The sequence below is a fragment of the Streptomyces sp. NPDC093071 genome, from assembly GCF_044754545.1.
In the GTDB taxonomy this organism is placed as follows: Bacteria; Actinomycetota; Actinomycetes; order Streptomycetales; family Streptomycetaceae; genus Streptomyces.
Genome location: NZ_JBIVPH010000005.1, coordinates 138,251 through 160,617 on the forward strand (window position 1 = coordinate 138,251; position 22,367 = coordinate 160,617).

Consider the following 22,367-nt stretch of genomic DNA (forward strand, 5'->3'; position numbering starts at 1 on the left):
CCGGCGGGGGCCCTTCTCCGTGTCCCGGGGGCTATGCCATGAGGAGGGACGGGGTGTCCTTCCACTTCAGGATCTTGTCGAAGCTGACCACCGCGCCGCCCCGGCCCGAGCGGTTGCCGAACTGCACGTGGTCGGCGAGCTCCTCGATCAGCCGCATCCCGCGCCCGTGCTCGGCGTCCGAGGGGGCCGCGGGAAGCTCCGCGTACGGGAAGCCCGGGCCCGAGTCGGCCACCTCGATGCGACAGGTCTCGCCGTCCAGGTACGCCGTCACCCGGTAGGCCCCCGAGAGCGCCCCGGGCGGTCCGCCCGGCCCCGCGTCGGGGTCCGCGCCCGCGCCGCCGTGCTCGACCGCGTTCGCACACGCCTCGGTCAGCGCCACCGACAGCTCGTACGACACGTCGGGATCGACCCCCGCCGTCTCCATCGTGCCCAGCAGTAGCCGGCGCGCGAGCGGCACGCTCGCGGCTTCGCGCCGCAGATGGAGTGACCACCAGATGCTCATGCTCCAGCCTCCCGGCATCGGCTCGGCGGACCAGTGGTCCAGCAGCACGACGTACCGATACCTATTGCCGTACGGGAGGCTCCGTAAGCGCCCCGGGGCGTCAAGAGCGCCCGTTCGGCGGATGCCGGGGGCCTGCGGGCCGGTGTATGTCGGTCCGTAGGGCAGGTGTATGTCGGCTCGCGGGCAGGTGCATGTCGGTCCGCGGGCAGGTGCATGTCGGTCCGCAGGCAGGTGTATGTCGGTCCGAAGAGGCCCAAGAACGACCTTCCGGACCTGCCGTATGGCGGTGGGGGGCGTGGTGCGATGATGGGGCCGCCATGTCTGCCCCCGCGCTCGCTCCACGGCTGCTGAGGGCCGCGGTGTTCACCGCGGTCTGCGTCGTGCTGTCCGCGCTCGGCCACGCCCTCGCGGCGTGCGCGGGCGTCGCCCCGTGGTCCCTGGTCGCCGGTTTCCTCGGCGTCTTCGGCTTCGCCGTCCTCTTCGGCGGGCGCGAGCGTTCCCTCGGCTCCGTCGTCGGCGCCCTCGCGGCCGGGCAGCTCGGCCTGCACGTCCTCTTCGGCCTCGGGCAGCACCGGCTCGCCCTGGGCGCCCAGGCCGACGACGCCCTCGTCCGGATGGCGGCGCGGCTGGTCTGCGGGGCCGGGGCCGCGGCCCTCACCCCCGCCGACGCCACCAGGATCCTCACCGACGCCGGGGTCGACCCGGCCGCCGCGCACGCCCACGCGGGGCACGGCGCGGCCGCCGCAGAGGCCGTCTCCGCCGACGGGCTGCTGCCCGGTCTGCCCATGCTCCTGGGGCACCTGCTCGCCGCCCTGGCCACGGGCTGGCTGCTGCGGCGCGGCGACCTCGCCCTCGGCCGGCTCGTCGCCCTCTCCGGGCAGGGCGCGACCGAGCTCGCGGAGCACGCCCGGGTCCACTCGCTGCGGGCCGCGCTCCGTCTCGTACGGGTCCTGCTCGCCGGGCTGCCCTCGGTGGCGCGCACCGCGCCCCGGCGGACCCTCCGCACGGCCTTCGACTCCTCGCCGCCGCCGGTGGCCGAGGCGCTCAGGGACACGGTGATCAGGCGCGGTCCGCCGGCCGCCGACTGCGTACTCGCAGCCTGACGCGGTCCGCTCGACAAGGAGCGGGGCCGCGTTCGTCCGCACGCCCGCCCGGATTCCGTTCCGGATCCGTCCCGGATCCGCTCTGGATTCCCGTTCCGGATCCGTCCTGGATTCCCGTTCCGGATCCGTTCTGGATTCCCGGCCCGGCGTGCCGGACCCTCTCGTCCTTCGCCGTCTCCTCTCCGAGCTGGAGTGTTCCGTCATGAGCGTTTCCCGCATCTCCACCCGCGCCGCCCTCGCCGGGGGCATCGCCCTCTCCTCCGTCGTGCTGCTCTCCGGCACCGCCTTCGCGCACGTCAGCGTGCAGCCGCAGGGCGAGGCCGCCAAGGGCGGCTACGCGACCGTCAACATCAAGGTGCCGAACGAGCGCGACAACGCCTCCACCGTGAAGCTGGAGGTCAGCTTCCCGCTCGACCACCCGCTCGCCTCCGTCATGCCGCAGCCCGTCCCCGGCTGGAAGGCCGAGGTGACGAAGAGCAAGCTCGACAAGCCGCTGGAGCTGCACGGCAGGAAGATCAACGAGGCCGTCTCCAAGGTCACCTGGACCGCCGACGGTTCGAAGATCGGCCCCGGCCAGTTCCAGCAGTTCCCGCTCTCCCTCGGGCAGCTGCCCGAGGACGTCGACCAGCTGGTCCTCAAGGCGGTGCAGACGTACGACAACAAGGAGGTCGTGCGCTGGATCGAGGAGCAGAAGGAGGGCGCGGAGGAGCCGCAGAACCCGGCTCCCGTCCTGAAGCTCTCCGCCGCGTCCGACGACCACCACGGCGGCGGCGCGGCGCCGTCCGCCACCGCGTCCGCCTCCGCTTCCACGGGCGAGAAGGACGGTCACGACGACAAGGCGGGCGACCACGAGGAGAAGGCCGCCGCGGAGTCTTCCGCCTCCTCTTCCTCCTCCGACACCACCGCCCGGGTCCTCGGCGTCGTCGGCATCCTGATCGGCGTGGCCGGTGTCGCCTTCGGCGTCCTCGCCGGCCGCCGCCGCTCGGCCTGACGGCCCCGCTTCCTCTCCGAGGACACGGAAAGAACTCCCGAAGGACACGGAAAGAAACAGCATGTCCGCACAGAAGACGAACACCCCCGAGTCCGAGGGCGGTCCGGCTCGTCCGGGCCGCCCGGGCCGGCGCACCCCGCTGTTCATCGCCGCGGCCGCGATCGTCGCGGCGATCGGCATCACCGCGGCCGTCGGCCTCGGCGACGACGGCAAGACCTCCGGCGCGGGCAAGGGCTCCGTCGCCGAGGTCTCCGGCGGCACCGACACCACCAAGGCCGCGACCGTCCTGGACCGGCCGTACGACAAGCCCGCCCTCGTCCTCACCGACACCAAGGGCCAGAAGTACGACCTGCGCGAGCGCACCAAGGGCAAGCCGACCCTGATCTACTTCGGCTACACGCACTGCCCCGACGTCTGCCCCATGACGATGAGCAACATCGCCATCGCCAAGAAGCAGCTCCCCCAGGCCGACCAGGACAAGCTCCAGGTCGTCTTCGTCACCACCGACCCCGAGCGGGACACCTCCGCCGAGCTCGCCAAGTGGCTGCCCGCCGCCGGCGACCCCTCCTTCACCGGTCTCACCGGCGAGTTCTCCGCCATCCAGGCGGGGGCCCGGCAGATCGGCATCGGCATCGACCCGCCGAAGAAGGAGAAGGACGGCAAGGTCGTCTCCATGCACGGGGCCCAGGTGATCGCCTTCTCGCCCACCACCGACCAGGGCTACGTCCTGTACGGCGAGGACACGACCGTCGAGGACTACGCCAAGGACCTGCCGAAGCTCGTCAAGGGGGAGAACCCGTGAACCGCCGCATCACCGCCCTGTCCGCCGCCATGGCACTCGCCGCCTCGCTCGCGCTGACCGGGTGCTCGTCCTCGTCCGACGCCGCGGGCGGGGACGGGAAGCCGGAACTGAAGGTCAGCGGCGCGTTCATGCCGCAGCCGGTGATGGACATGGCCGGCGGCTTCCTGACCATCACCAACGACGGCGACACGGCGGACAAGCTGACCTCCGTCACCAGCCCGATCTCGGACGACGTCACGATCCACGAGACGAAGAACCAGAAGATGCAGGAGGTGGAGTTCTTCGAGATCCCCGCGAACGGGAAGCTCGCCCTGGCACGCGGGGGCAACCACATCATGTTCATGTCGCTGAAGAAGAAGCCCCGGCAGGGCGACAAGGTCAGCGTCGAGCTCCACTTCGAGAAGTCCGACCCCATCAAGGTCGACCTTCCCGTCGAGGCCGCCAACCACAACCCGCAGCAGCACTGAACGCGTTGACGGAGTTCGCACAGGGCCGGTTCGCGCAGGACCGGCGCGTACAGGGCCGACACGCACAGGACCGGTTCGCACAGGACCGGCGCGTACAGGACCGGTTCGCACAGGACCGGCGCGTACAGGACCGGTTCGCACAGAACTGACCGACGGAGTGACCCAGAGATGACAACCACCGCCCCGCGCCTCGGTACCGCCCTGGCCCGGCTGCTGATCCTCGCGGCCGCGCTCCTCGGCACGCTGCTCGCCGGCGCCGCACCCGCCTCCGCGCACGCGGCGCTCACCGGCAGCGATCCGAAGGACGGGGCGGTGGTCGCCACCGCTCCCAAGGAGGTCAACCTCACCTTCTCCGAGCAGGTCGCCATGAGCGCCGACTCCATCCGGGTCCTCGACCCGGCGGGAAGGCGGGCCGACACCGGCGAGATACGCGACCTGTGCAGCGGCTCCATCGTCCGGTACGGGGTGGAGCTCCGCGCCGGACTTCCCGACGGCACGTACACCGTGGCCTGGCAGACCGTCTCGGCCGACAGCCACCCCATCGCCGGCGCCTTCACCTTCTCCATCGGCGCCCCCTCCGCCACCTCCGTCGCCCTGCCCGACCGGGAGCCCGGCGGCGGGCTCGTCGGCGCCCTCTACGGCATCGCGCGCTACCTCTCGTACGCCGGTTTCGCCGTCCTCGTCGGCGGCGGCGCCTTCGTCCTGGTCTGCTGGCCGCGCGGCGCGAGCGTCCGCCCGGTGCAGCGGACGGTGGTGCGGGCCTGGCTGACCCTCACCGGCGCCACCCTGGTGATGCTGCTCCTGCGCAACCCGTACACCGGCTCCGGGGAGCTCTCCGACGCCTTCGACCTGGCGGGCCTGAAGAGCGTCCTGGAGACGAAGACCGGGGCCGCGCTCACCTCCCGGCTGCTGCTGCTCGGCGCGGCCGCGCTCTTCGTGGCCGTCCTCTTCGGCTCCTACACCCGGCGCACCGACCCGAAGGAGAAGAAGGACCTCGTCTTCGGCCTCGGCATCGGCGGCGCCGTGGTGGCCACCGGGATCGCCGGGACCTGGGCCCTGGCCGAGCACGCCTCGACCGGGATCCAGCCGGGCATCGCGATGCCCGTGGACATCCTGCACCTCCTCGCCGTGGCCGCCTGGCTCGGCGGCCTCACCGTGCTGCTCGTCGCCCTCCACCGGGCGCCCTCCGTCGAACGCGCCGCGGTCGAGCGCTTCTCCAAGGTCGCCTTCGCCTCCGTGGCCGTCCTCGCGGCCACCGGGCTCTACCAGTCCTGGCGCCAGGTCGGCTCCTGGTCCGCCCTGACCGGTACCCGCTACGGCCAGCTCCTCCTCGTCAAGATCGGCCTGATGGCCGTCCTCGTCGGGATCGCCTGGATCTCCCGCCGGTGGACACGGCGACTCGCCGACCCGTCCCCGGTGGAGGGGGAAGAGCGGGGAGCGAAGGACGGCGAGGGTGCCGAGGATGCTGGGGGCGGCGAGGACGGCGAGGACAGCGAGGTCTCCGGGACCGACGAGGCTCCTGGGGCTTCCGGTACCGACGGGGTTTCCGGGGCTTCCAGGACCGACAAGGCCCCCGGGACCGGCGAGGCTCCTGAAGCCGACGAGGCTTCCGGTGCGGCCCCCGTCGTCGACCCCGAGCGGGCCGCTCAGCTCGCCCGGCAGCGGGCCGCCGTCGCCACCGCCCGGCGCAAGCGGGAGCGGGACGCCGACCCCGAGCGGTCCGGGCTGCGCCGCTCGGTGCTGACCGAGGCCGCCGTCGCCGTCGTCCTCCTCGTCGTGACCACCGTCCTCACCGCGACCGAGCCCGGCCGCACCGAGGAGGAGGCCGGACGGTCCACCGCCGCCTCCGGTCCGGCCGCCGTGCCCGACCGGCCCGTCGACATCCGGCTGCCCTTCGACACCGGCGGCGTCGACGGCAAGGGCGTCGTCCGGCTCAGCCTCGACCCCGGCCGCACCGGCGCCAACGGACTCCACCTCTATGTCGAGCGCCCCGACGGCAAGCCGCTGGACGTCCCCGAGATCAAGGTCGCCCTCACCCTGGAGGCGAAGGACGTGGGCCCGCTGCCCGTCGCCCCCGACCGCATCCAGGCCGGACACTGGAGCGCGAGCGGCGTCCAGATCCCGATGTCCGGCGAGTGGCGGATCCAGGTGACCGTCCGCACCTCCGACATCGACCAGACCACCATCGACAAGAACGTGAAGATCGGCTGACCTCCCGTGAGCGAGAGCGACAACATCGAGCGCGACAACCTTGAGATCTCCCGGCGGCGGCTGCTCGGCACCGTCGGAGCGGCGGGCGCGGCCGGCCTGGTCGCCGGTGCGGCCGGCGGCGCCGCGATCTCGGCGGCCGTGTCCGGCGACGGCGCCGCCTCCGCGAACGGCGCCGGCGGCCCGGCGGCCCTGACCAGCGTCGGCTCGACCCAGGTGATGTTTCACGGGAAACATCAGGCGGGCATCACCACGCCCCTCCAGTCGCGCGGCCATCTGATCGCCTTCGACCTCGCCCCGGGGGCCGGGCGCAAGGAGGCCGTCGCCCTGATGCGCCGCTGGTCGGCCACGGCGAAGGTCCTGATGGCGGGCAAGGCTCCGGCCGAGGACACCGGGGTCGCGCTCGACGCGGGCCCCTCCTCCCTCACGGTCACCTTCGGCTTCGGCCGTACCTTCTTCGACCGCACCGGCCTGACCGCCCGGCGCCCGGCCGAGCTGGATCCGCTGCCGGCCTTCTCCTCGGACGCCCTGGACCCCCGGCGTTCGGAGGGCGACCTGTGGGTGCAGATCGGTGCCGACGACGCCCTCGTCGCCTTCCACGCGCTGCGGGCCGTGCAGAAGGACGCGGGGGACGCGGCCCGGGTGCGCTGGCAGATGAACGGCTTCAACCGCTCGGCCGGTGCCACCGCGCGGCCGATGACCGCCCGCAACCTCATGGGCCAGGTCGACGGCACCCGCAACCCGAAGCCCACCGACGCCGACTTCGACCGGCGGATCTTCGTGCCGGCCGGGGTCACCGGAGCCGGGGAGTGGATGGCCGGCGGTTCGTACGCGGTGGTGCGCCGGATCCGGATGCTTCTGGACGACTGGGAGAAGCTGCCCCGGGACAAGCAGGAGAAGGTGATCGGGCGCCGGAAGTCCGACGGGGCCCCGCTCACCGGCGGCACCGAGACCACCGCACTCGACCTGGACAAGCGCGGGCCCGACGGCGGGACCGTGATCCCCGACAACGCCCACTCCCGGATCTCCGCCCCCGAACAGAACGGCGGGGCGGCGATGCTGCGCAGGCCGTTCTCCTTCCACGACGGCATCGCCGCGGACGGGACGCCCGACGCCGGGCTCCTCTTCATCTGCTGGCAGGCGAATCCGCTCCGGGGCTTCGTCCCGGTGCAGCGCAAGCTCGACCGGGGCGACGCGCTGTCCCCGTTCATCCGCCACGAGACGAGCGGTCTCTTCGCGGTGCCGGGCGGCCCCGCCGAGGGCGAGTACGTGGGCCAGCGCCTCCTGGAGGCGTGAGGCCGCCCGGGCGGCGATCGACACGAGACGCCCGGCCCGTGACGGGACGGACCGCCGACGCCCGGCCCCTGCCGGACGGAGGCGCCCGGAGGACGGCAGCGGGCGGCCCGCGAACGGCAGCCGGCCTCCGGCGGACGGCCGTCGGCGGCCTCCGGGGACCATTAGGGTGACGGTATGTCCGCCACCCGGTACACCTATCTCGGCCCCGAAGGCACCTTCACCGAAGCGGCGCTGCGCACGCTGCCCGAGGCCGCGACACGGGAACTCGTCCCCATGGTCTCGGTCCCGGCCGCCCTCGACGCCGTACGGAACGGGGAGGCCGCCGCCGCGCTCGTCCCGATCGAGAACTCGGTCGAGGGCGGGGTGACCGCGACCCTGGACGAACTGGCCTCCGGCGAGCCGCTGGTGATCTACCGCGAGGTGCTCCTCCCGATCGCCTTCGCGCTCCTCGTCCGGCCCGGGACCGAGCTCTCGGAGATCAAGACGGTCACGGGCCACCCGGTGGCGCAGCCGCAGGTCCGAAACTGGCTGCGGAAGCACCTGCCCGACGCGGTGTGGGAGTCGGCCGCGTCGAACGCGGACGGCGCCCGGCTGGTGCGGGAGGGCCGCTTCGACGCCGCCTTCGCGGGGGAGTTCGCGGCGGCGACGTACGGGCTCGAAGCACTCGTCACCGAGATCCACGACGCGGAGAACGCCGAGACCCGGTTCGTGCTGGTGGGACGGCCGGCCCGGCCCGCGGCCCCGACGGGCGCGGACAAGACCTCGGTGGTGCTGTGGCTGGGTGACGATCATCCGGGTGCCCTCCTCGAACTGCTCCAGGAATTCGCGGTGCGCGGGGTGAACCTGATGCTGATTCAGTCCCGCCCCACGGGAGCGGGGATCGGGAACTACTGCTTCGCCGTGGACGCCGAGGGCCATATCGCGGACCGGCGGGTGGGCGAGGCGCTGATGGGGCTCAAGCGGATCTGCCCCAAAGTGCGGTTCCTCGGCTCGTATCCGCGGGCGGGCGTCGCGGTCGAGGACGTGCGGGCGCTGCGGCGCGGCACTTCGGACGGGGAGTTCATGGCGGCCTCCGACTGGCTGGCGAGGGCCCAAGACGGTCGGGCCTGACCCGAGAATGGCGGATCGCTCCCCGGAGCGTGCGCGGTCGTCCACAGGTACGAACCACTAGTCCTACCTGCATATTTTTCAGTTACCCACAGAGGTTATCCACAGGTATTCCGTCCAGCCTGGGGACAAGTCGACACCACACTCCGGCAAGGTCGACAAATCGCCCTAGCCACTCCCGCCCACCGGGGTTGTCATCCACAGCGCTGCACCCGCCCCTCCGTCAGCATCCCCCGGCAGACCCACTCTTCGGAGTGAGGGATTCCCACCCGAATGAGCGTCTCGATGCTGTTTGATCACGGATTTCCCAGGCGCGGGACGGGAAAAGTCTGCGACCCTTTCCGTAGTCCACAGTTTTTCCGCACAGGCTGTGGATAACTAATCGCGTCCACCCCGTCCGCCACACCGCCCACCCGTCCGCGACATTTCCGAGCGCGGCAATTCGGGCGAAACCGCACACGCCCTCTTATCCGGTGGGGTCGTGCGAACGCACACCGGTAGCCTGGTGGGGTGATTGACCTTCGCCTGCTCCGTGAGGACCCCGACCGTGTTCGCGCCTCCCAGCGCGCCCGTGGAGAGGACGTCTCCCTCGTCGACGCCCTGCTCTCCGCCGATGAGCGGCGCAGGTCGTCCGGCGTCCGCTTCGACGAGCTCCGATCCGAGCAGAAGGCGCTCGGCAAGCTGATCCCCAGGGCCACCCCGGAGGAGCGCGCCGAGCTCCTGAAGAGGGCCGAGCAGCTCAAGACCGACGTCAAGGCCGCCGAGGCCGAGCAGAACGAGGCCGACGAGACGGCCAAGCGCCTGCTGCTCCAGCTCGGGAACATCGTCCACACGGACGTCCCGGTCGGCGGCGAGGAGGACTTCGTCGTCCTGGAGACGCACGGCACCATCCGCGACTTCGCGGCCGAGGGCTTCGAGCCCAAGGACCACCTGGAGCTGGGCGAGGCGCTCGGCGCCATCGACGTGGAGCGGGGCGCCAAGGTCTCCGGTTCGCGCTTCTACTACCTGACCGGCGTCGGCGCCCTCCTGGAGCTGGCCCTGGTCAACGCGGCGATCGCCCAGGCCACCGAGGCCGGCTTCATCCCCATGCTGACGCCCGCGCTCGTCCGCCCGCGCGCCATGGAGGGCACCGGCTTCCTCGGCCAGGCCGCGGAGAACGTGTACCACCTGGAGAAGGACGACTACTACCTCGTCGGCACCTCCGAGGTCCCCCTCGCCGCGTACCACATGGACGAGATCATCGACGCCGACAAGCTGCCGCTGCGGTACGCGGGCTTCTCGCCCTGCTTCCGCCGCGAGGCCGGCACGTACGGCAAGGACACCCGGGGCATCTTCCGCGTCCACCAGTTCGACAAGGTCGAGATGTTCTCGTACGTCGCGCCCGAGGACGCGGAGAACGAGCACAAGCGCCTCCTGGACTGGGAGAAGCAGTGGCTGACCGGTCTGGAGCTGCCGTTCCAGGTCATCGACGTCGCCACCGGTGACCTCGGCGCCTCCGCCTCCCGCAAGTTCGACTGCGAGGCGTGGATCCCGACGCAGGGCAAGTACCGCGAGCTGACCTCGGCGTCGAACTGCGACAGCTTCCAGGCCCGCCGCCTCTCCGTCCGGATGCGCGACGAGCAGGGCGGCAAGAAGACGGTCCAGCCGCTGGCCACCCTGAACGGCACGCTGTGCGCCGTACCGCGCACGATCGTGGCGATCCTGGAGAACCACCAGCTGGCCGACGGTTCGGTGCGGGTGCCCGAGGTGCTCCGGCCGTACCTCGGCGGCCGTGAGGTCCTGGAGCCGATCGCCAAGTGAGCCCCTTCCCCTACCGCCTGGTCGCGACGGACCTCGACGGGACGCTGCTGCGGTCCGACGAGTCCGTCTCGGACCGTACGCGGGACGCGCTCGCCGCCGCGACGGCGGCGGGCGCCGCCCACATCGTGGTCACCGGCCGGGCGGTGCCCTGGACCCGGCACATCCTCGACGACCTCGGCTACGAGGGGATCGCGGTGTGCGGGCAGGGCGCGCAGGTCTACCACGCCGGTGAGCACCGGCTGCTGACCTCGCTGACCCTGGACCGGCAGCTCGCCGGGCTCGCCCTGTCCAAGATCGAGGCCGAGGTGGGCCCGCTGGCCCTCGCCGCGAGCCGCGACGGCCTGGAGGGCGAGGTCCTGATGGGCCCCGGCTACCGGGTCCACGAGGGTCCGCTGCCGTACGTGCCGTACGAGGACCCCTCCGAGCTGTGGTCGGCGCCGCTGACCAAGCTGTACATCCAGCACCCGACGCTGACCGACGACGAGCTGACCCGGGCCGCCCGCGCCACCGTCGGCGGGCTCGTGGACATCGTCATGGCGGGGCCCGGCATCGTGGAGATCCTGCCGCTCGGCCTCAGCAAGGCGACGGGCCTCTCGCTCGCCGCGCGCCGGCTGGGCGTGAAGGCGGCGGAGACGATCGCCTTCGGCGACATGCCCAACGACATCCCGATGTTCGGCTGGGCGGCCCGCGGCGTGGCCATGGGCAACGCCCACGCGGAACTGCGGTCGGTGGCCGACGAGGTGACCGCCTCGAACGAGGAGGACGGCATCGCCGTCGTCCTGGAGCGCCTGCTGGCCGGCTGAACCCGAAAGCCTGCTGGCCGGCGCCGGCTGGACTCGGAAGCGTGCTGGCCGGCTGGACTCGAAAAGGAGGGGCGGCCCGCGCGGACCGCGGTCCGCGCGCTCGAAGCGGCCGCCCCTCTCCTCGGGAGATCCCCCGTGTCCCCCGTACGTCTAGTGTGCGCCGGGTCGCCGTTCGTGTGCGACCGGTTTTCCGCGCGTCAGCGGGTAGCAGGCGAGGCCGACCGTCAGGGCGATCGTGTGCCCCAGATCGGTGTACGTGCGGTCGGTGACGAGCGGGACGGCGAAGAACGCGACCAGGCCCGCCAGATAGAGCCAGCGCCAGGGGCGGGGGAGCCGGTAGGTGAGGACGCCCGCCGAGGCCGCGAGCCCGTAGCTGACCCCGATGTCGACGACGTGCGCCATGCTGCGCGGCACGTCGTGGAGGCGGATGGCCGCCAGGACCACCTGCTGGCTGACGAGCGTCGCCGTGATGTGCGCGGTGGCGACGACGACGAGCCACTTCGCGGTGCCGAGCCAGCGCTCCACAGGCGCGTGCAGGAGCTCGAAGAGCGCCGCGTACAGAACGATGCCGGCCGGGTCCTCGATCCAGAACGCGCTGCCGAGCAGGGCCCGCACCGGATGGTGGGCGAGCTGGTGGAGGTTGCTGCTGTTGCGGTGGAGGAAGTAGTCCTCCACGCCGGGCGGGGCGAGCGCGATGACGAGGCTGGTGAGTGCGATGACCGCCAGCCACGCGTGCGTACCGGGTGACGAACGCACCCACGACCTGATCGGCCGGGACGGTTCGCCACCCGGAGAGGTTCTGCTCGGCACCTTTCAGTGCCTATCACCCGGACCTGCGGGGTCGCGCCCGGACCTGCCGGGTCGCGGGAGGAACCTCAGAAATTGATCATGTGTCCGGCGATCCCGTGGATCGCCTCCTTCACGGCCTCGCCCAGGGTCGGGTGGGCGTGGACGTTCCGGGCGACCTCGTGGACCGTGAGGTCCCACTGCTGGGCCAGGGTCAGCTCGGGCAGCAGCTCGGTGACGTCGGGGCCGATCAGATGGGCGCCGATGATCTCGCCGTACTTCGCGTCCGCGACGATCTTGACGAAGCCGGTGGCGTCGCCGAGGCCGTGGGCCTTGCCGTTCGCGGTGAAGGGGAACTTCGCGACCTTGACGTCGAAGCCCTTCTCGCGCGCCTGCTTCTCGGTCCAGCCGAAGCTGGCGATCTGCGGCTGGCAGTAGGTGGCGCGCGGGATCATCGGGTAGTCGAGCTCCATCGTCTCGGCGTCTGCGATGGTCTCGGAGGCGATGACGCCCATGGCCTCGGCGGTGTGCGCGAGCATCAGCTTCGCGGTGACGTCGCCGATGGCGTAGATGTGCGGCACGGAGGTGCGGCAGCGGCCGTCGACGTCGATCGCGCCGCGCTCGGTCAGGGCGACGCCGGTGTTCTCCAGACCGTAGCCGGTGACGTTCGGGGCGAAGCCGATCGCCTGGAGGACCTTGTCGGCCTCCAGGACCTTCTGGGCGCCATCCTTGCCGGTGACGGTGACGCGGACCTGCGGGCCGGACTCGTCGATGGTCTCGACGCGGGTCGAGGTCAGGACGTCGATGCCGAGCTTGCGGTACTGCTTCGCCAGCTCCTTGGAGACGTCCTCGTCCTCCAGCGGGGCGATGCGGTCGAGGAACTCGACGATCGTGACCTTGGTGCCGTAGTTGTTCAGGACGTACGCGAACTCGATGCCGATCGCGCCGGCGCCGGCGATGACGATCGACTTCGGGGCGTCCTCGGCGAGGATCTGCTCCTCGTACGTCACCACGCGGTCGGTGCGGGAGGTGCCCGGCAGCAGGCGCGGGGTGGCGCCGGTGGCGATGACGCAGTTGTCGAAGGCGATCGTCTGCGTGGTGCCGTCGGACTTCGCCACCTGGAGGGTGTTCGCGTCGAGGAAGGTGCCCCGGCCGTCGAACTCGGTGATCCCGTTCTTCTTCATCAGGTAGTGGACGCCCTTGACGCGGCCGTCCGCGACCGTACGGCTGCGGCGGAACGCCTCCGTGTAGTCGAAGGAGACGGTGCCGTCGACCTTGATGCCGAAGGTCTTCGCCTCGTGGTTGAAGATGTGGGCGAGTTCGGCGTTGCGCAGCAGCGCCTTGGTGGGGATGCAGCCGACGTTCAGGCAGACACCGCCCCAGTACTTCTCCTCGACGACCGCGACCCGCTTGCCCAGCTGGGCGGCGCGGATGGCGGCGACGTAGCCGCCGGGGCCAGCTCCGAGTACGACGACGTCGAAGCGGTCTGACATGACTGACTCCCGAGGGTGATGAGGGTGTTCCGTCCGCGTACGGCCCCACAGTAGTCCCGTGTCCCCGGGGCGGTGAGTTGTAGGATGACTGGGCAACCGGGCGAATCGAGAGGTCGGGACGGCATGGCACTCAGGGCGGCGGGGCGGACCTCGCTGGTGGACTCCGCGGTGGAGCAGCTCCGCGGTCAGCTCGCGGACGGGGAGTGGGCGGTCGGCGACCGCATCCCCACCGAGCACGAGCTCGCGCAGCAGCTCGGGGTGGGCCGCAACACCGTCCGCGAGGCCGTCCGGGTCCTCGTCCACGCCGGGCTCCTGGAGTCCCGCCAGGGCAACGGCACCTTCGTCAGGTCCACCGCCGACCCGGCGGCCGTCCTGCGCGGGGTCCGGCACGCGGGCGCGGCCGACGTGCTCGAACTGCGGGTCGCCCTGGAGGCCGAGGCGGCCCGGCTCGCCGCCGCCCGGCGCGACACCCACGACCTGCTGCGGCTGCGGGCAGCCCTGGCCACCCTGCGGGAGGAGGGCGACCGGAACGCCGACGCGGACCTCGCCTTCCACCTGGCGGTCGTCGGCGCGACCCACAACGCGGCCTTCGTGGAGGTGTACCGCTTCTTCTCCGCCCAAGTCCACGAGGTCCTGGTGGAGGCCCTGGGCGACCGGGAGATGCCGCCGGTCGACATCGACGCCCACGAGGCCCTGGTGGCCGCGGTCGAGGCGGGCGATCCGGAGGCGGCGGAGCGACAGGCCCGCGAGCTGCTGCGGGTGCCGATGGAGACGGTGGCGGCGCTGACGGAGCGGTCCCGATGAGCGCCGGAGCGGGTACGTCCGGTGCGCGTACGTCCGGAGCACGTACGTCCGGTACGGAGGCGGGGGCGACCACGACGGCGGCCGTGCCCGGCTCCGGGGCGGCTTCCGCTTCCGAGCCCGCTGTTGGGCCCGCGCCCGTGCTCGTCGACGCCGAGGCCGGGGTCCGGGCCTCGGCGGCCGGGGCGGCGGCCCGGCGCGCCCTGCTCGCGCATCCGGCGCTGCTCCTCGTCGGGATCGTGCTGGCCTCGCTGAACATGCGGGCGGCCCTGGCGAGCGTGGCTCCCCTGGTCGGCGAGATATCCGCCGCCTTCGGGCTCTCCGCGACGGCGAGTTCGCTGGTCACCTCGGTGCCGGTGCTCTTCCTGGGCGCGGGCGCGGCGGTGGCGCCGTGGCTGGGGCGCCGGTTCGGCGCCGAGCGCGTGCTGTTCGCGGCGCTCCTGCTGCTCGGCGCCGGCGTCCTCGCGCGCGTGCTGCCGTCCGTGTACGCGCTGTACGGCGGCGGGATCCTCGTCGGAACGGCGATCGCCCTGCTCAACGTGCTGATGCCGGGTCTGATCAAGCGTGACTTCCCGGACCGGGCCGCGGCGATGACCTCGGTGTACACGGGCGCGATGATCGCGGGCGCCACGGTGGCCGCGGCGGCGGCCGTCCCCCTGGAGAAGGCCCTGGGCGGCGGCTGGGAGGCCTCCCTCGGCTTCTGGTCGCTGCTCGCCGCGGTGGCGGCGGTCGCCTGGCTGCCCCAGGTGCTGATCGCCCGCGGCCGTACGGGCCACGCGGTACGGGCCGTCCCGGCCGGGGGCGCCCGCCCGGTGAACGTCTGGCGCTCGGCGCTCGCCTGGCAGGTCACGCTCTTCATGGGCCTGCAGTCGCTCTGGACGTACGTGCTGATCGCCTGGATGCCGACGATCTTCATCGACCACGGGATGGACCGCTCCACCGCCGGCGTGGTCTTCGCCTTCAACAACCTGGTGCAGGTGGCGGGCGCCTTCGTGGTGCCGCTGCTCGCCGGCCGGATGCGGAGCCAGCGCCCGCTGATCGTGCTCGTCACCACGCTGGTCGCGGCCGGTTACGCCGGTCTGCTGGTGGCGCCGGTGGAGGGCGCCTGGCTCTGGTCGGCGCTCCTCGGTGTCGGCCAGGGCGGTGCGGTCGGGCTCGCCCTGACCCTGATCGTGCTGCGCTCCGGGGACGCGGTGACCGCGGCCGGGCTCTCGGGGATGGCCCAGACGGTCGGCTATCTGCTCGCCGCCGCGGGCCCGCTGGCGGCCGGCTCCCTGCACCAGGCCACCGGCTCCTGGACCCCGCCGATCTGCGTGGTCCTCGGCGTCTGCGCCACGGCCCTGGCCGTGGGGCTCCTCGCGGCCCGGAACCGTACGGTCTGAGGTCACGGGCCGGGGTGGCGGGACGGCTCCGGGAGGGCCTCCTGGAGCCGGGGGCGACGCCCCTCGGAGCCGTACCGCTTGCTTTTCCGTCTTCCGGGAGGCCGCCTTCCGGGTCCGGTTTCCGGGATGCTTTTTCGGGTCTACTCCTCGCCCGCCAGGGTCAGGCGGCGGAGCTTCTGGCCGGCGAACCAGGTCGCCGCGACCGTGACCACCACCAGGAGGACCACCGCCGTGGGGAGTCCGACCTCGGAGGTGACCAGGCCGTCGCCGGTGACCTTCTCCGCGAGGGCGAGCGCCCACTGCTGGACGCTCAGGGTGCGGGCGCCCGCGATCAGGGAGCCGAAGAGGGCCTCCCACACCAGGGCGTAGACCAGGCCGATCACCACGGCGTGCCGGCTGACCGTGCCGAGCAGCAGGAACAGGGCGCTGTACGCGATGGAGGCCACGAGCGCCGCCACCGTGTACGCCACGGCCACCTGCTGGCCGTTGCCGTTGAGGATGAATCCGGCGATCAGCGTCGGCACCGCCGAGAAGACCATCGTCACCGCGATCGCGACGATCAGCTTCGTGAAGATGATCGTGGGCCGCTTCACCGGCTTGGACAGCAGGTAGACGATCGAGCCGTCGTCGATCTCGGGGCCGATCGCGCCCGTGCCGGCGATGACACCGATCAGCGGCACCATCGTGGCCAGGGCGAAGCCGCCGAGGACATCGGCCGCGACCTGGTCGTCCGCGCCGTTGAACATCCGGACCGCCGCCGAGATGACCAGCAGCATGGCGGGCAGCAGGAAGAGGATCAGGGCCCTGCGGCGGCCGAGGAGGGCCCGGTAGGTGAGCCGGGCGACTGTGGGGTTGTACATCGGTCAGGCTCCTTTCAGGCCGCTACGAGGTACGAGAAGACCGATTCGAGGGACTCGTCCGAGGGCGAGACCGTCAGGAGACGGATCCCCCGCTCGCGCGCGACCTTCGGCAGCAGTTCCGTGAACCGCCCGAAGTCGACCGCCTGGATGCGCAGTCCGCCGTCCGCGTGGTCGACCTCGATGCCGGCCGTGGACGGGTCGGCGATCAGCGCGGCCGCGAGGGCCCGGTCGTCGCTGGAGCGGACCAGATAGCGGTGCGGCCGGTCCGTCATCAGGCGGCGGATCTTGCGGAAGTCGCCGGAGGCCGCGTGCCGTCCGGCCACGATCACCTCGATGTGGGAGGCGAGCTGCTCGACCTCCTCCAGGATGTGCGAGGAGAAGAGCACCGTGCGGCCGTCCGCGCCCATCCGCCGCAGCAGGTCCATCAGCTGCATCCGCTGGCGCGGGTCCATGCCGTTGAACGGCTCGTCGAGCAGGAGCACGGACGGGTCGTGGACGAGGGCCGAGGCCATCTTCACGCGCTGCCTCATGCCCTTGCTGTACGTGGAGACCTTGCGGTCCTGCGCGTACTCCATCTCGACCGTGGACAGGGCCCGCTGGGCCTCCTTGGCGCCGAGGCCCTGGAGCTCGGCGTTGGCCAGGACGAACTCGCGGCCGGTGAGGAAGTCGTACATCGCCTCCCGCTCGGGCACGACGCCGATGTCGCGGTAGACCGACTCGTTCCCCCAGATCGTCCGCCCGTCGAGGGTGACGGTGCCGGTGGAAGGGTCGAGGAAGCCGCCCATCATGTTGATCAGGGTGGACTTCCCGGCGCCGTTGGGGCCGAGGAGACCGGTGACGCCGGGACCCACCGCCATCGTGACGTCGTTCACGGCCACGACGTTTCCGAACCAGCGGGAGACGTGGTCGATGTGGAGCGTGGTCACAGTCCGACCTTTCGGTAGCGGCGCATGAGGATGCCGTACGAGCCGGCGATCAGCGCGAGGACGACCAGCAGGTAGACCACGCCGATCCCGGCGCCCGGGCCTCCGAGCTCGGGGAACATGGGCGGTGCGCCCAGGAAGGCGGTCTGCACGCCGTCGATGAGGGTGATCGGCGAGAACAGGCCGAGCCAGTCGATGGCGCCCGGGTTCTCCGTGGCGTAGGCGATGCCCATGAGCGTCGAGACCGCGCCGTACGAGATGGTCAGGACGCCGATGACGGCGGCGACGCCGAAGCCCCGGCGCGGGGTGAGGGCCGCCATGACGAGGCCGATGCCGCCGAAGAGCAGCGAGAGCAGCGCCACCGAGACGATCCCCTGGCCGAACATCTTGGCCTGCTCGGCGAAGTCCATCTTGGCGAGCATCGAACCGATCCACATGATCAGCAGCGGGACGGCCGTGAGGATGAAGAGCGCCGACGCCATCGCGCCGAACTTGGCGAGCACGTAGTCCGCGCGCTCGATCGGGCGGGAGAAGTACAGCGGCACGGTCCTGAACCGAAGGTCCCGGGAGACCGACTGGGGCGCCTGGGAGGCCAGGTAGATGCCGATGACGACCTGAAGGAAGATCGCGTACTGCGTGTACTCGATCGAGAGCTTGGTCTGCTTGGTGGCGACCGCGACGGCGACGATGATCAGCGCCGGAACGCACATCACGCCGGCCAGCAGCATCGGCAGCACCTTGGACTTGGCGCTGCGGCCCAGTCCGTACGCGCCGCGCAGGGACTGCGAGAACAGCGACCGGCGCGCGTACGCCCGGCCGAGGCGCGGGCCGTCGTAGGACCGGTACCCGATGTTGTGGATGCGGGTCGTGTCGGGAGCGGCCTGGGAGGGCTGGGGGATCTGGGTGCTCATCGGGCCGGCACCTCCTCGTGCGGCGTGGACGCCTCGGCGGCCTCCGGGCGGAAGACCTCGGCGATGTGGTGACGGCGCTGCTCCATGCGGACGAGCCCGAGGCCGAGCCCGGCGACGGTGTCGCGCACCAGGTCGTACGTCTCCTCGCCCGCCGCCTCCAGGAGCAGGATGTGGCCGGCGCCGGGCAGGCCCTCCTCCACGCCCGGGTGGAGGGTGACCCCGGCGGTCGCGAGGGCCGTGCGGAGGGCCGCCGTGCCGTCGGGGTGCTCGTCGGAGTCGGTGACCTCGACCGCGAGGGTCGTGGTGATCCGGGTGAAGTCGCTGGTGGAGCTGGAGCGCAGGAGGCGTCCGCCGTCGATGACGACGACGTGGTCGCAGGTGCGCTCCAGCTCGCCGAGGAGGTGGGAGGTGACGAGGACGGAGATGCCGAAGTCGGTCCAGACCCGGCGGATCAGTCCGAGCATCTCGTCCCGGCCGACCGGGTCGAGGCCGTTGGTCGGCTCGTCGAGGAGGACCAGCTTCGGGTCGTGGACCAGCGCCTGGGCGAGCTTCACCCGCTGCTTCATGCCGGTCGAGTACCCGCCGATGGGGCGGTAGCGCTCCTCGTACAGGCCGACGTGGCGCAGGGTGTCGGCCGTCCGCTCGCGGGCGGCGGTCGGGGGCAGCCCGGACATCCGCGCCATGTGGACGACGAACTCGGTGGCCGAGACGTCCGGAGGGAGGCAGTCGTGCTCGGGCATGTATCCCACGCGCTCACGGATCTGGGGGCCGGAGGTCCGGACGTCGAGGCCCAGGACCTCCGCGTGGCCCTCCGTGGCGGGGGAGAGTCCGAGCAGGATCTTGATCATCGTGGACTTGCCGGCTCCGTTGGCACCCACCAGTCCGGTCACACCGGGCCCGATGTCCAGGGAGAGCCGGTCGAGAGCGGTCACCCGGGGGAACCGCTTGCTGAGGCTTTCGGTCGCGATCACAGTCACGCTTCGAAGGTAGTGGTGTGCGCCACACGCGTCGTCAGACCAACGGCTCGATCTCTGTCCGACTACAGGAGTACAAGCCCGCGGGGACGGAACGACGAAAGTTGTCTCCTCCGGGCCGGCGGCCCGTCGTCCCCGGGGCTCCCTCCCCTTGATTCCACGGGGTCGTCCGCCGCGCTCTCGGGAAATCTCCGGGTGTCCTTCCGGCGGAGTTTTCCACAGGCCGTCGTCCGACCCCTTGACTCAGCCGCCGGGCATTGTCACATTCATCGATGTCAAGTTACGAACGCGTAGCGCAGCCGGGCGCTCACAGGGGACGGCGGGTGGCATGGCAACGGCAGTGGCAGGTGAACTCTCCGCGGAGCTGCGGGGATTCAGGGAGGTGCAGCGGCTCGCCTATGCGTGCGCGGAAGCCGTCGCGGCGCAGCTGAGGCCGGGCGTGACCGAGCGCGAGGCCGCCCGGATGCAGCGGGAGTGGCTGTACGAGCGGGGCGTCCGGGACTGGTTCCACCGGCCGTTCGCCTGGTTCGGGGACCGCACGGCCTTCGTGGACTTCAAGATCCCGCTCCAGTTCTTCCCGACGAACCGGCGCCTGGAGCCGGGGATGCCGTTCATCCTCGACATGGCCCCGGTCCACCGGGGATACACGGCCGACATCGGCTACAGCGGCTGCCTCGGCCTCGACCCCCTGCACGACAGGCTGCTCGCCGACCTCGCGGCCCACCGCGAGCTGATCCTGCGCGAGGTGCGCGAGCGCCGCACGCTGCGCGAGATATACGAGGACGTGGACCGGCTCATGGTCCGCCAGGGGTACGCGAACCGGCATCGGGCCTATCCCTTCGGCGTCATCGCCCACAAGATCGACCGGGTGAAGGAGCGCCGCCCGGCGCCGACGCTCTTCGGCTTCGGCACCCAGGCGCTCAAGGGCCTGGCGAGCGACGCCCTGCACGGGCACCGGGACGGCTGGTCGCCGCTCTGGTCGCCGTACAAGTTCTCCGACCACCCGCCCACACCCGGGCTGTGGGCGGTCGAACCGCACCTCGGATTCCGGGGTACGGGCGCGAAGTTCGAGGAGATCCTGGTCGTCACCGACTCCAGGGACCCCGAGCAGAGCGCGTTCTGGCTGGACGACGATCTGCCGCACGTGCGGCGCTGGAACGAGGGAGCGGTCTGATGACGGAGCTCAAGGGAGCCCGGGAGCGCCGGGTCCGTACGGGCGGGATCGAGCTGTGCGTCGCCGAGCTCGGCGAGGCGGGCCGGCCCACCGTCCTGCTCGTGCACGGCTATCCGGACTCCAAGGAGGTGTGGTCGGAGGTCGCGGTCCGGCTGGCCGAGGAGTTCCACGTGGTGCTGTACGACGTCCGGGGCCACGGCCGGTCGACGGCACCGGCCCCGCTGCGCGGCGGCTTCACCCTGGAGAAGCTGACGGACGACTTCCTCGCGGTCGCCGACGCCGTCAGCCCGGACCGGCCGGTCCACCTCGTCGGCCACGACTGGGGCTCGGTGCAGGGGTGGGAGTTCGCCACCGTGCCGCGCACCGCGGGGCGGATCGCCTCCTTCACCTCGATGTCCGGGCCCTCCCTCGACCACTTCGGGCACTGGATCAAGCGGCGGATGGCCCGGCCCACCCCGCGCCGGATCGGGCAGCTCCTCGGCCAGGGCGCCAAGTCCTGGTACGTGTACATGTTGCACACCCCCGTGCTGCCGGAGCTGGCCTGGCGCGGGCCGCTCGGGAAGCGCTGGCCGGGAATCCTGGAGCGGGTGGAGAAGGTCCCGGCCGGCGACTACCCGACGTCCTCGCTGCCGAACGACGCGGCGCACGGGGCCTGGCTCTACCGGGACAACGTCCGGGCCCGGCTCTCCCGGCCTCGCCCCGACGCGTACGCGCACGTGCCCGTGCAGCTGATCGTGCCGACCGGTGACGCCTTCCTCTCCGACCGGCTCTACGACGACCTGGGCACCTGGGTGCCGGAGCTGACCCGGCGCACCCTGCCCGCCAAGCACTGGGTGCCGCGGACCCGGCCGGACCAGCTGTCCTCCTGGATCGCCGAGTTCGTCAGGACCCACGAGGAGTCGGCGGCCGGGGCGTCGACGCCGGTCGCGGCGAAGCCGGTGAAGAGCGGGGTGCGGCCGGAGTACACGGAGCGGTTCGGCGGCCAGCTCGTCCTGGTGACCGGGGCGGCCAGCGGCATCGGACGGGCCACCGCCTTCGCGTTCGCGGAGGCCGGCGCCCGGGTCGTGGCCGTGGACCGGGACGCCGACGGGGCGGCCCGCACGGCGGAGATGGCGCGGCTGATCGGGGCCCCGGAGGCATGGGGCGAGGCCGTCGACGTCTCCGACGAGCAGGCGATGGAGAAGCTGGCCGCCAAGGTGGAGGACGAGTACGGGGTCGTCGACGTCCTGGTCAACAACGCGGGCATCGGGCTCGCCGGTTCCTTCTTCGAGACGTCGAGCGAGGAGTGGGGGCGGGTCCTGGACGTCAACCTGTGGGGCGTGATCCACGGGTGCCGGCACTTCGGGGCGCGGATGGTCGCGCGGGGCCAGGGCGGCCACATCGTGAACACCGCGTCCGCCGCGGCCTTCCAGCCCTCGCGGGCCCTGCCCGCGTACAGCACGTCGAAGGCGGCGGTGCTGATGCTCAGCGAGTGCCTGCGGGCCGAGCTGGCCGACCAGGGCATCGGGGTGTCCGCGATATGCCCCGGCATCGTCAACACCAACATCACGGCGACCACGCGGTTCGCCGGGGTGTCGGACGAGGCGGAGGAGAAGCGGCGGCAGAAGAAGGCGTCCCGGCTGTACGGGCTGCGGAACTACCCGCCGGAGAAGGTCGCGGACGCGATCCTGGGGGCCGTCTTGCACGACCGGGCCGTCGTGCCGGTGACTCCGGAGGCCCGGGGCGCCCGCTTCCTGTCCCGGCTGAGCCCGGGCGCGCTGCGCACCCTCGCGCGCTGGCAGCCGCCGGCGTAGGGGGCGGGGCCACCTGACGGAGGGGATGCCTGACGGGGGGGATGCCTGACGGGGGGGGGGATGCCTGACGGGGGGATGAAAGAGAACAGGAGCGGGGACGGAGGCGGGCAGGAGGCGAGGGTGGCGGTCGTACGATCCCTCGCAGGACGGCCCCGCGGCGGCGGGGTGGTGGAAGCGGTCGGTGGGAGCGG

The 22,367-nt window shown here is 72.0% G+C and carries 20 protein-coding genes; 13 read left to right on the forward strand and 7 right to left on the reverse strand.

Translation table 11 applies throughout. The annotated features are described in order from the left end of the window. Positions 1 to 31: 31 nt before the first annotated feature. Positions 32 to 502 (reverse strand): ATP-binding protein, encoded by a 471-nt coding sequence (locus tag ACIQD7_RS21425; RefSeq protein WP_121833423.1) that lies wholly within the window; start codon positions 500 to 502, stop codon positions 32 to 34. Between the two features lie 317 nt (positions 503 to 819). Between ACIQD7_RS21425 and ACIQD7_RS21430 the strand changes: the two genes are divergently transcribed. From ACIQD7_RS21430 to ACIQD7_RS21470, 9 genes are all read left to right on the forward strand, one after another. Next, complete coding sequence (locus ACIQD7_RS21430) at positions 820 to 1,605, forward strand: hypothetical protein (protein WP_402443457.1); 786 nt, start codon at positions 820 to 822, stop codon at positions 1,603 to 1,605. 202 nt (positions 1,606 to 1,807) lie between these two features. Beyond that, entirely contained in the window at positions 1,808 to 2,596 is a 789-nt protein-coding gene (locus ACIQD7_RS21435; RefSeq protein WP_121828876.1) for a YcnI family protein, read from the forward strand. A gap of 61 nt (positions 2,597 to 2,657) precedes the next feature. Further along, positions 2,658 to 3,398, forward strand: coding sequence for an SCO family protein (locus ACIQD7_RS21440; RefSeq protein ID WP_402443459.1), 741 nt, complete (start codon positions 2,658 to 2,660; stop codon positions 3,396 to 3,398). Further along, a complete protein-coding gene (locus ACIQD7_RS21445) occupies positions 3,395 to 3,865 on the forward strand; it encodes a copper chaperone PCu(A)C (RefSeq protein WP_402443461.1) in 471 nt (156 codons plus the stop codon). The genes ACIQD7_RS21440 and ACIQD7_RS21445 overlap by 4 nt, the downstream gene beginning before the upstream one ends. A 168-nt stretch (positions 3,866 to 4,033) precedes the next feature. Continuing rightward, positions 4,034 to 6,076, forward strand: a complete 2,043-nt coding sequence (locus ACIQD7_RS21450; protein WP_402443463.1) for a copper resistance CopC/CopD family protein — start codon at positions 4,034 to 4,036, stop codon at positions 6,074 to 6,076. 6 nt (positions 6,077 to 6,082) lie between these two features. Next, positions 6,083 to 7,369: an iron uptake transporter deferrochelatase/peroxidase subunit gene (efeB, locus tag ACIQD7_RS21455; protein WP_402443465.1), complete on the forward strand. Its 1,287-nt coding sequence runs from the start codon at positions 6,083 to 6,085 to the stop codon at positions 7,367 to 7,369. Between the two features lie 174 nt (positions 7,370 to 7,543). Further along, positions 7,544 to 8,479 carry a prephenate dehydratase gene (pheA, locus tag ACIQD7_RS21460; RefSeq protein WP_121828880.1) on the forward strand — a complete coding sequence of 312 codons (936 nt, stop codon included), beginning with the start codon at positions 7,544 to 7,546 and terminating at the stop codon, positions 8,477 to 8,479. 507 nt (positions 8,480 to 8,986) lie between these two features. Then, a complete protein-coding gene (gene serS / locus ACIQD7_RS21465; protein ID WP_402443467.1) occupies positions 8,987 to 10,276 on the forward strand; it encodes a serine--tRNA ligase in 1,290 nt (429 codons plus the stop codon). Next, the gene (locus ACIQD7_RS21470) at positions 10,273 to 11,079 is read left to right on the forward strand and encodes an HAD family hydrolase (RefSeq protein ID WP_402443469.1); all 807 of its coding nucleotides are present in this window, start codon (positions 10,273 to 10,275) and stop codon (positions 11,077 to 11,079) included. Before serS ends, ACIQD7_RS21470 begins: the two co-directional genes overlap by 4 nt. Before the next feature lie 150 nt (positions 11,080 to 11,229). Here the strand turns inward: ACIQD7_RS21470 and ACIQD7_RS21475 are convergent, their stop codons facing one another. Together ACIQD7_RS21475 and lpdA are read right to left on the reverse strand one after the other, a co-directional pair. Continuing rightward, positions 11,230 to 11,889 (reverse strand): rhomboid-like protein, encoded by a 660-nt coding sequence (locus tag ACIQD7_RS21475; RefSeq protein WP_402443471.1) that lies wholly within the window; start codon positions 11,887 to 11,889, stop codon positions 11,230 to 11,232. Positions 11,890 to 11,954: 65 nt separating this feature from the next. Further along, a complete protein-coding gene (lpdA, locus tag ACIQD7_RS21480) occupies positions 11,955 to 13,358 on the reverse strand; it encodes a dihydrolipoyl dehydrogenase (protein ID WP_383404212.1) in 1,404 nt (467 codons plus the stop codon). Positions 13,359 to 13,481: 123 nt separating this feature from the next. Here lpdA and ACIQD7_RS21485 point away from each other — a divergent pair, with 123 nt between their 5' ends. After that, on the forward strand, positions 13,482 to 14,162 hold the full coding sequence (locus ACIQD7_RS21485) for a FadR/GntR family transcriptional regulator (protein WP_383404210.1): 681 nt from the start codon (positions 13,482 to 13,484) through the stop codon (positions 14,160 to 14,162). Continuing rightward, positions 14,159 to 15,541, forward strand: coding sequence for a CynX/NimT family MFS transporter (locus ACIQD7_RS21490; RefSeq protein ID WP_402443474.1), 1,383 nt, complete (start codon positions 14,159 to 14,161; stop codon positions 15,539 to 15,541). The genes ACIQD7_RS21485 and ACIQD7_RS21490 overlap by 4 nt, the downstream gene beginning before the upstream one ends. 140 nt (positions 15,542 to 15,681) lie before the next feature. Here the strand turns inward: ACIQD7_RS21490 and ACIQD7_RS21495 are convergent, their stop codons facing one another. From ACIQD7_RS21495 to ACIQD7_RS21510, 4 genes are read right to left on the reverse strand one after another with little or no spacing between them, the layout of a single operon-like run. Then, positions 15,682 to 16,401, reverse strand: a complete 720-nt coding sequence (locus ACIQD7_RS21495) for an ABC transporter permease (RefSeq protein ID WP_121828887.1) — start codon at positions 16,399 to 16,401, stop codon at positions 15,682 to 15,684. 14 nt (positions 16,402 to 16,415) lie between these two features. Further along, positions 16,416 to 17,327: an ABC transporter ATP-binding protein gene (locus tag ACIQD7_RS21500; RefSeq protein WP_121828888.1), complete on the reverse strand. Its 912-nt coding sequence runs from the start codon at positions 17,325 to 17,327 to the stop codon at positions 16,416 to 16,418. After that, positions 17,324 to 18,235 (reverse strand): ABC transporter permease, encoded by a 912-nt coding sequence (locus ACIQD7_RS21505; RefSeq protein ID WP_121828889.1) that lies wholly within the window; start codon positions 18,233 to 18,235, stop codon positions 17,324 to 17,326. Before ACIQD7_RS21505 ends, ACIQD7_RS21500 begins: the two co-directional genes overlap by 4 nt. Next, the gene (locus tag ACIQD7_RS21510; RefSeq protein WP_121828890.1) at positions 18,232 to 19,206 is read right to left on the reverse strand and encodes an ABC transporter ATP-binding protein; all 975 of its coding nucleotides are present in this window, start codon (positions 19,204 to 19,206) and stop codon (positions 18,232 to 18,234) included. Before ACIQD7_RS21510 ends, ACIQD7_RS21505 begins: the two co-directional genes overlap by 4 nt. Positions 19,207 to 19,537: 331 nt before the next feature. Between ACIQD7_RS21510 and ACIQD7_RS21515 the strand changes: the two genes are divergently transcribed. Next, a complete protein-coding gene (locus ACIQD7_RS21515) occupies positions 19,538 to 20,383 on the forward strand; it encodes a M24 family metallopeptidase (RefSeq protein WP_161374022.1) in 846 nt (281 codons plus the stop codon). Next, positions 20,383 to 22,176 (forward strand): SDR family oxidoreductase, encoded by a 1,794-nt coding sequence (locus ACIQD7_RS21520; RefSeq protein WP_402443477.1) that lies wholly within the window; start codon positions 20,383 to 20,385, stop codon positions 22,174 to 22,176. Before ACIQD7_RS21515 ends, ACIQD7_RS21520 begins: the two co-directional genes overlap by 1 nt. The last annotated feature ends 191 nt before the right edge of the window (positions 22,177 to 22,367 follow it).

Bases quoted from the DNA above. Each gene is read 5' to 3' on its own strand.
- ACIQD7_RS21520 (WP_402443477.1), top strand. From the start codon at position 20,383: ATGACGGAGCTCAAGGGAGCCCGGGAGCGCCGGGTCCGTACGGGCGGG.
- ACIQD7_RS21440 (WP_402443459.1), top strand. From the start codon at position 2,658: ATGTCCGCACAGAAGACGAACACCCCCGAGTCCGAGGGCGGTCCGGCT.
- ACIQD7_RS21430 (WP_402443457.1), top strand. From the start codon at position 820: ATGTCTGCCCCCGCGCTCGCTCCACGGCTGCTGAGGGCCGCGGTGTTC.
- ACIQD7_RS21495 (WP_121828887.1), bottom strand. From the start codon at position 16,401: ATGTACAACCCCACAGTCGCCCGGCTCACCTACCGGGCCCTCCTCGGC.
- ACIQD7_RS21490 (WP_402443474.1), top strand. From the start codon at position 14,159: ATGAGCGCCGGAGCGGGTACGTCCGGTGCGCGTACGTCCGGAGCACGT.
- ACIQD7_RS21505 (WP_121828889.1), bottom strand. From the start codon at position 18,235: ATGAGCACCCAGATCCCCCAGCCCTCCCAGGCCGCTCCCGACACGACC.
- pheA (WP_121828880.1), top strand. From the start codon at position 7,544: ATGTCCGCCACCCGGTACACCTATCTCGGCCCCGAAGGCACCTTCACC.
- ACIQD7_RS21435 (WP_121828876.1), top strand. From the start codon at position 1,808: ATGAGCGTTTCCCGCATCTCCACCCGCGCCGCCCTCGCCGGGGGCATC.
- ACIQD7_RS21515 (WP_161374022.1), top strand. From the start codon at position 19,538: ATGGCAACGGCAGTGGCAGGTGAACTCTCCGCGGAGCTGCGGGGATTC.
- ACIQD7_RS21485 (WP_383404210.1), top strand. From the start codon at position 13,482: ATGGCACTCAGGGCGGCGGGGCGGACCTCGCTGGTGGACTCCGCGGTG.
- ACIQD7_RS21450 (WP_402443463.1), top strand. From the start codon at position 4,034: ATGACAACCACCGCCCCGCGCCTCGGTACCGCCCTGGCCCGGCTGCTG.
- lpdA (WP_383404212.1), bottom strand. From the start codon at position 13,358: ATGTCAGACCGCTTCGACGTCGTCGTACTCGGAGCTGGCCCCGGCGGC.
- ACIQD7_RS21425 (WP_121833423.1), bottom strand. From the start codon at position 502: ATGAGCATCTGGTGGTCACTCCATCTGCGGCGCGAAGCCGCGAGCGTG.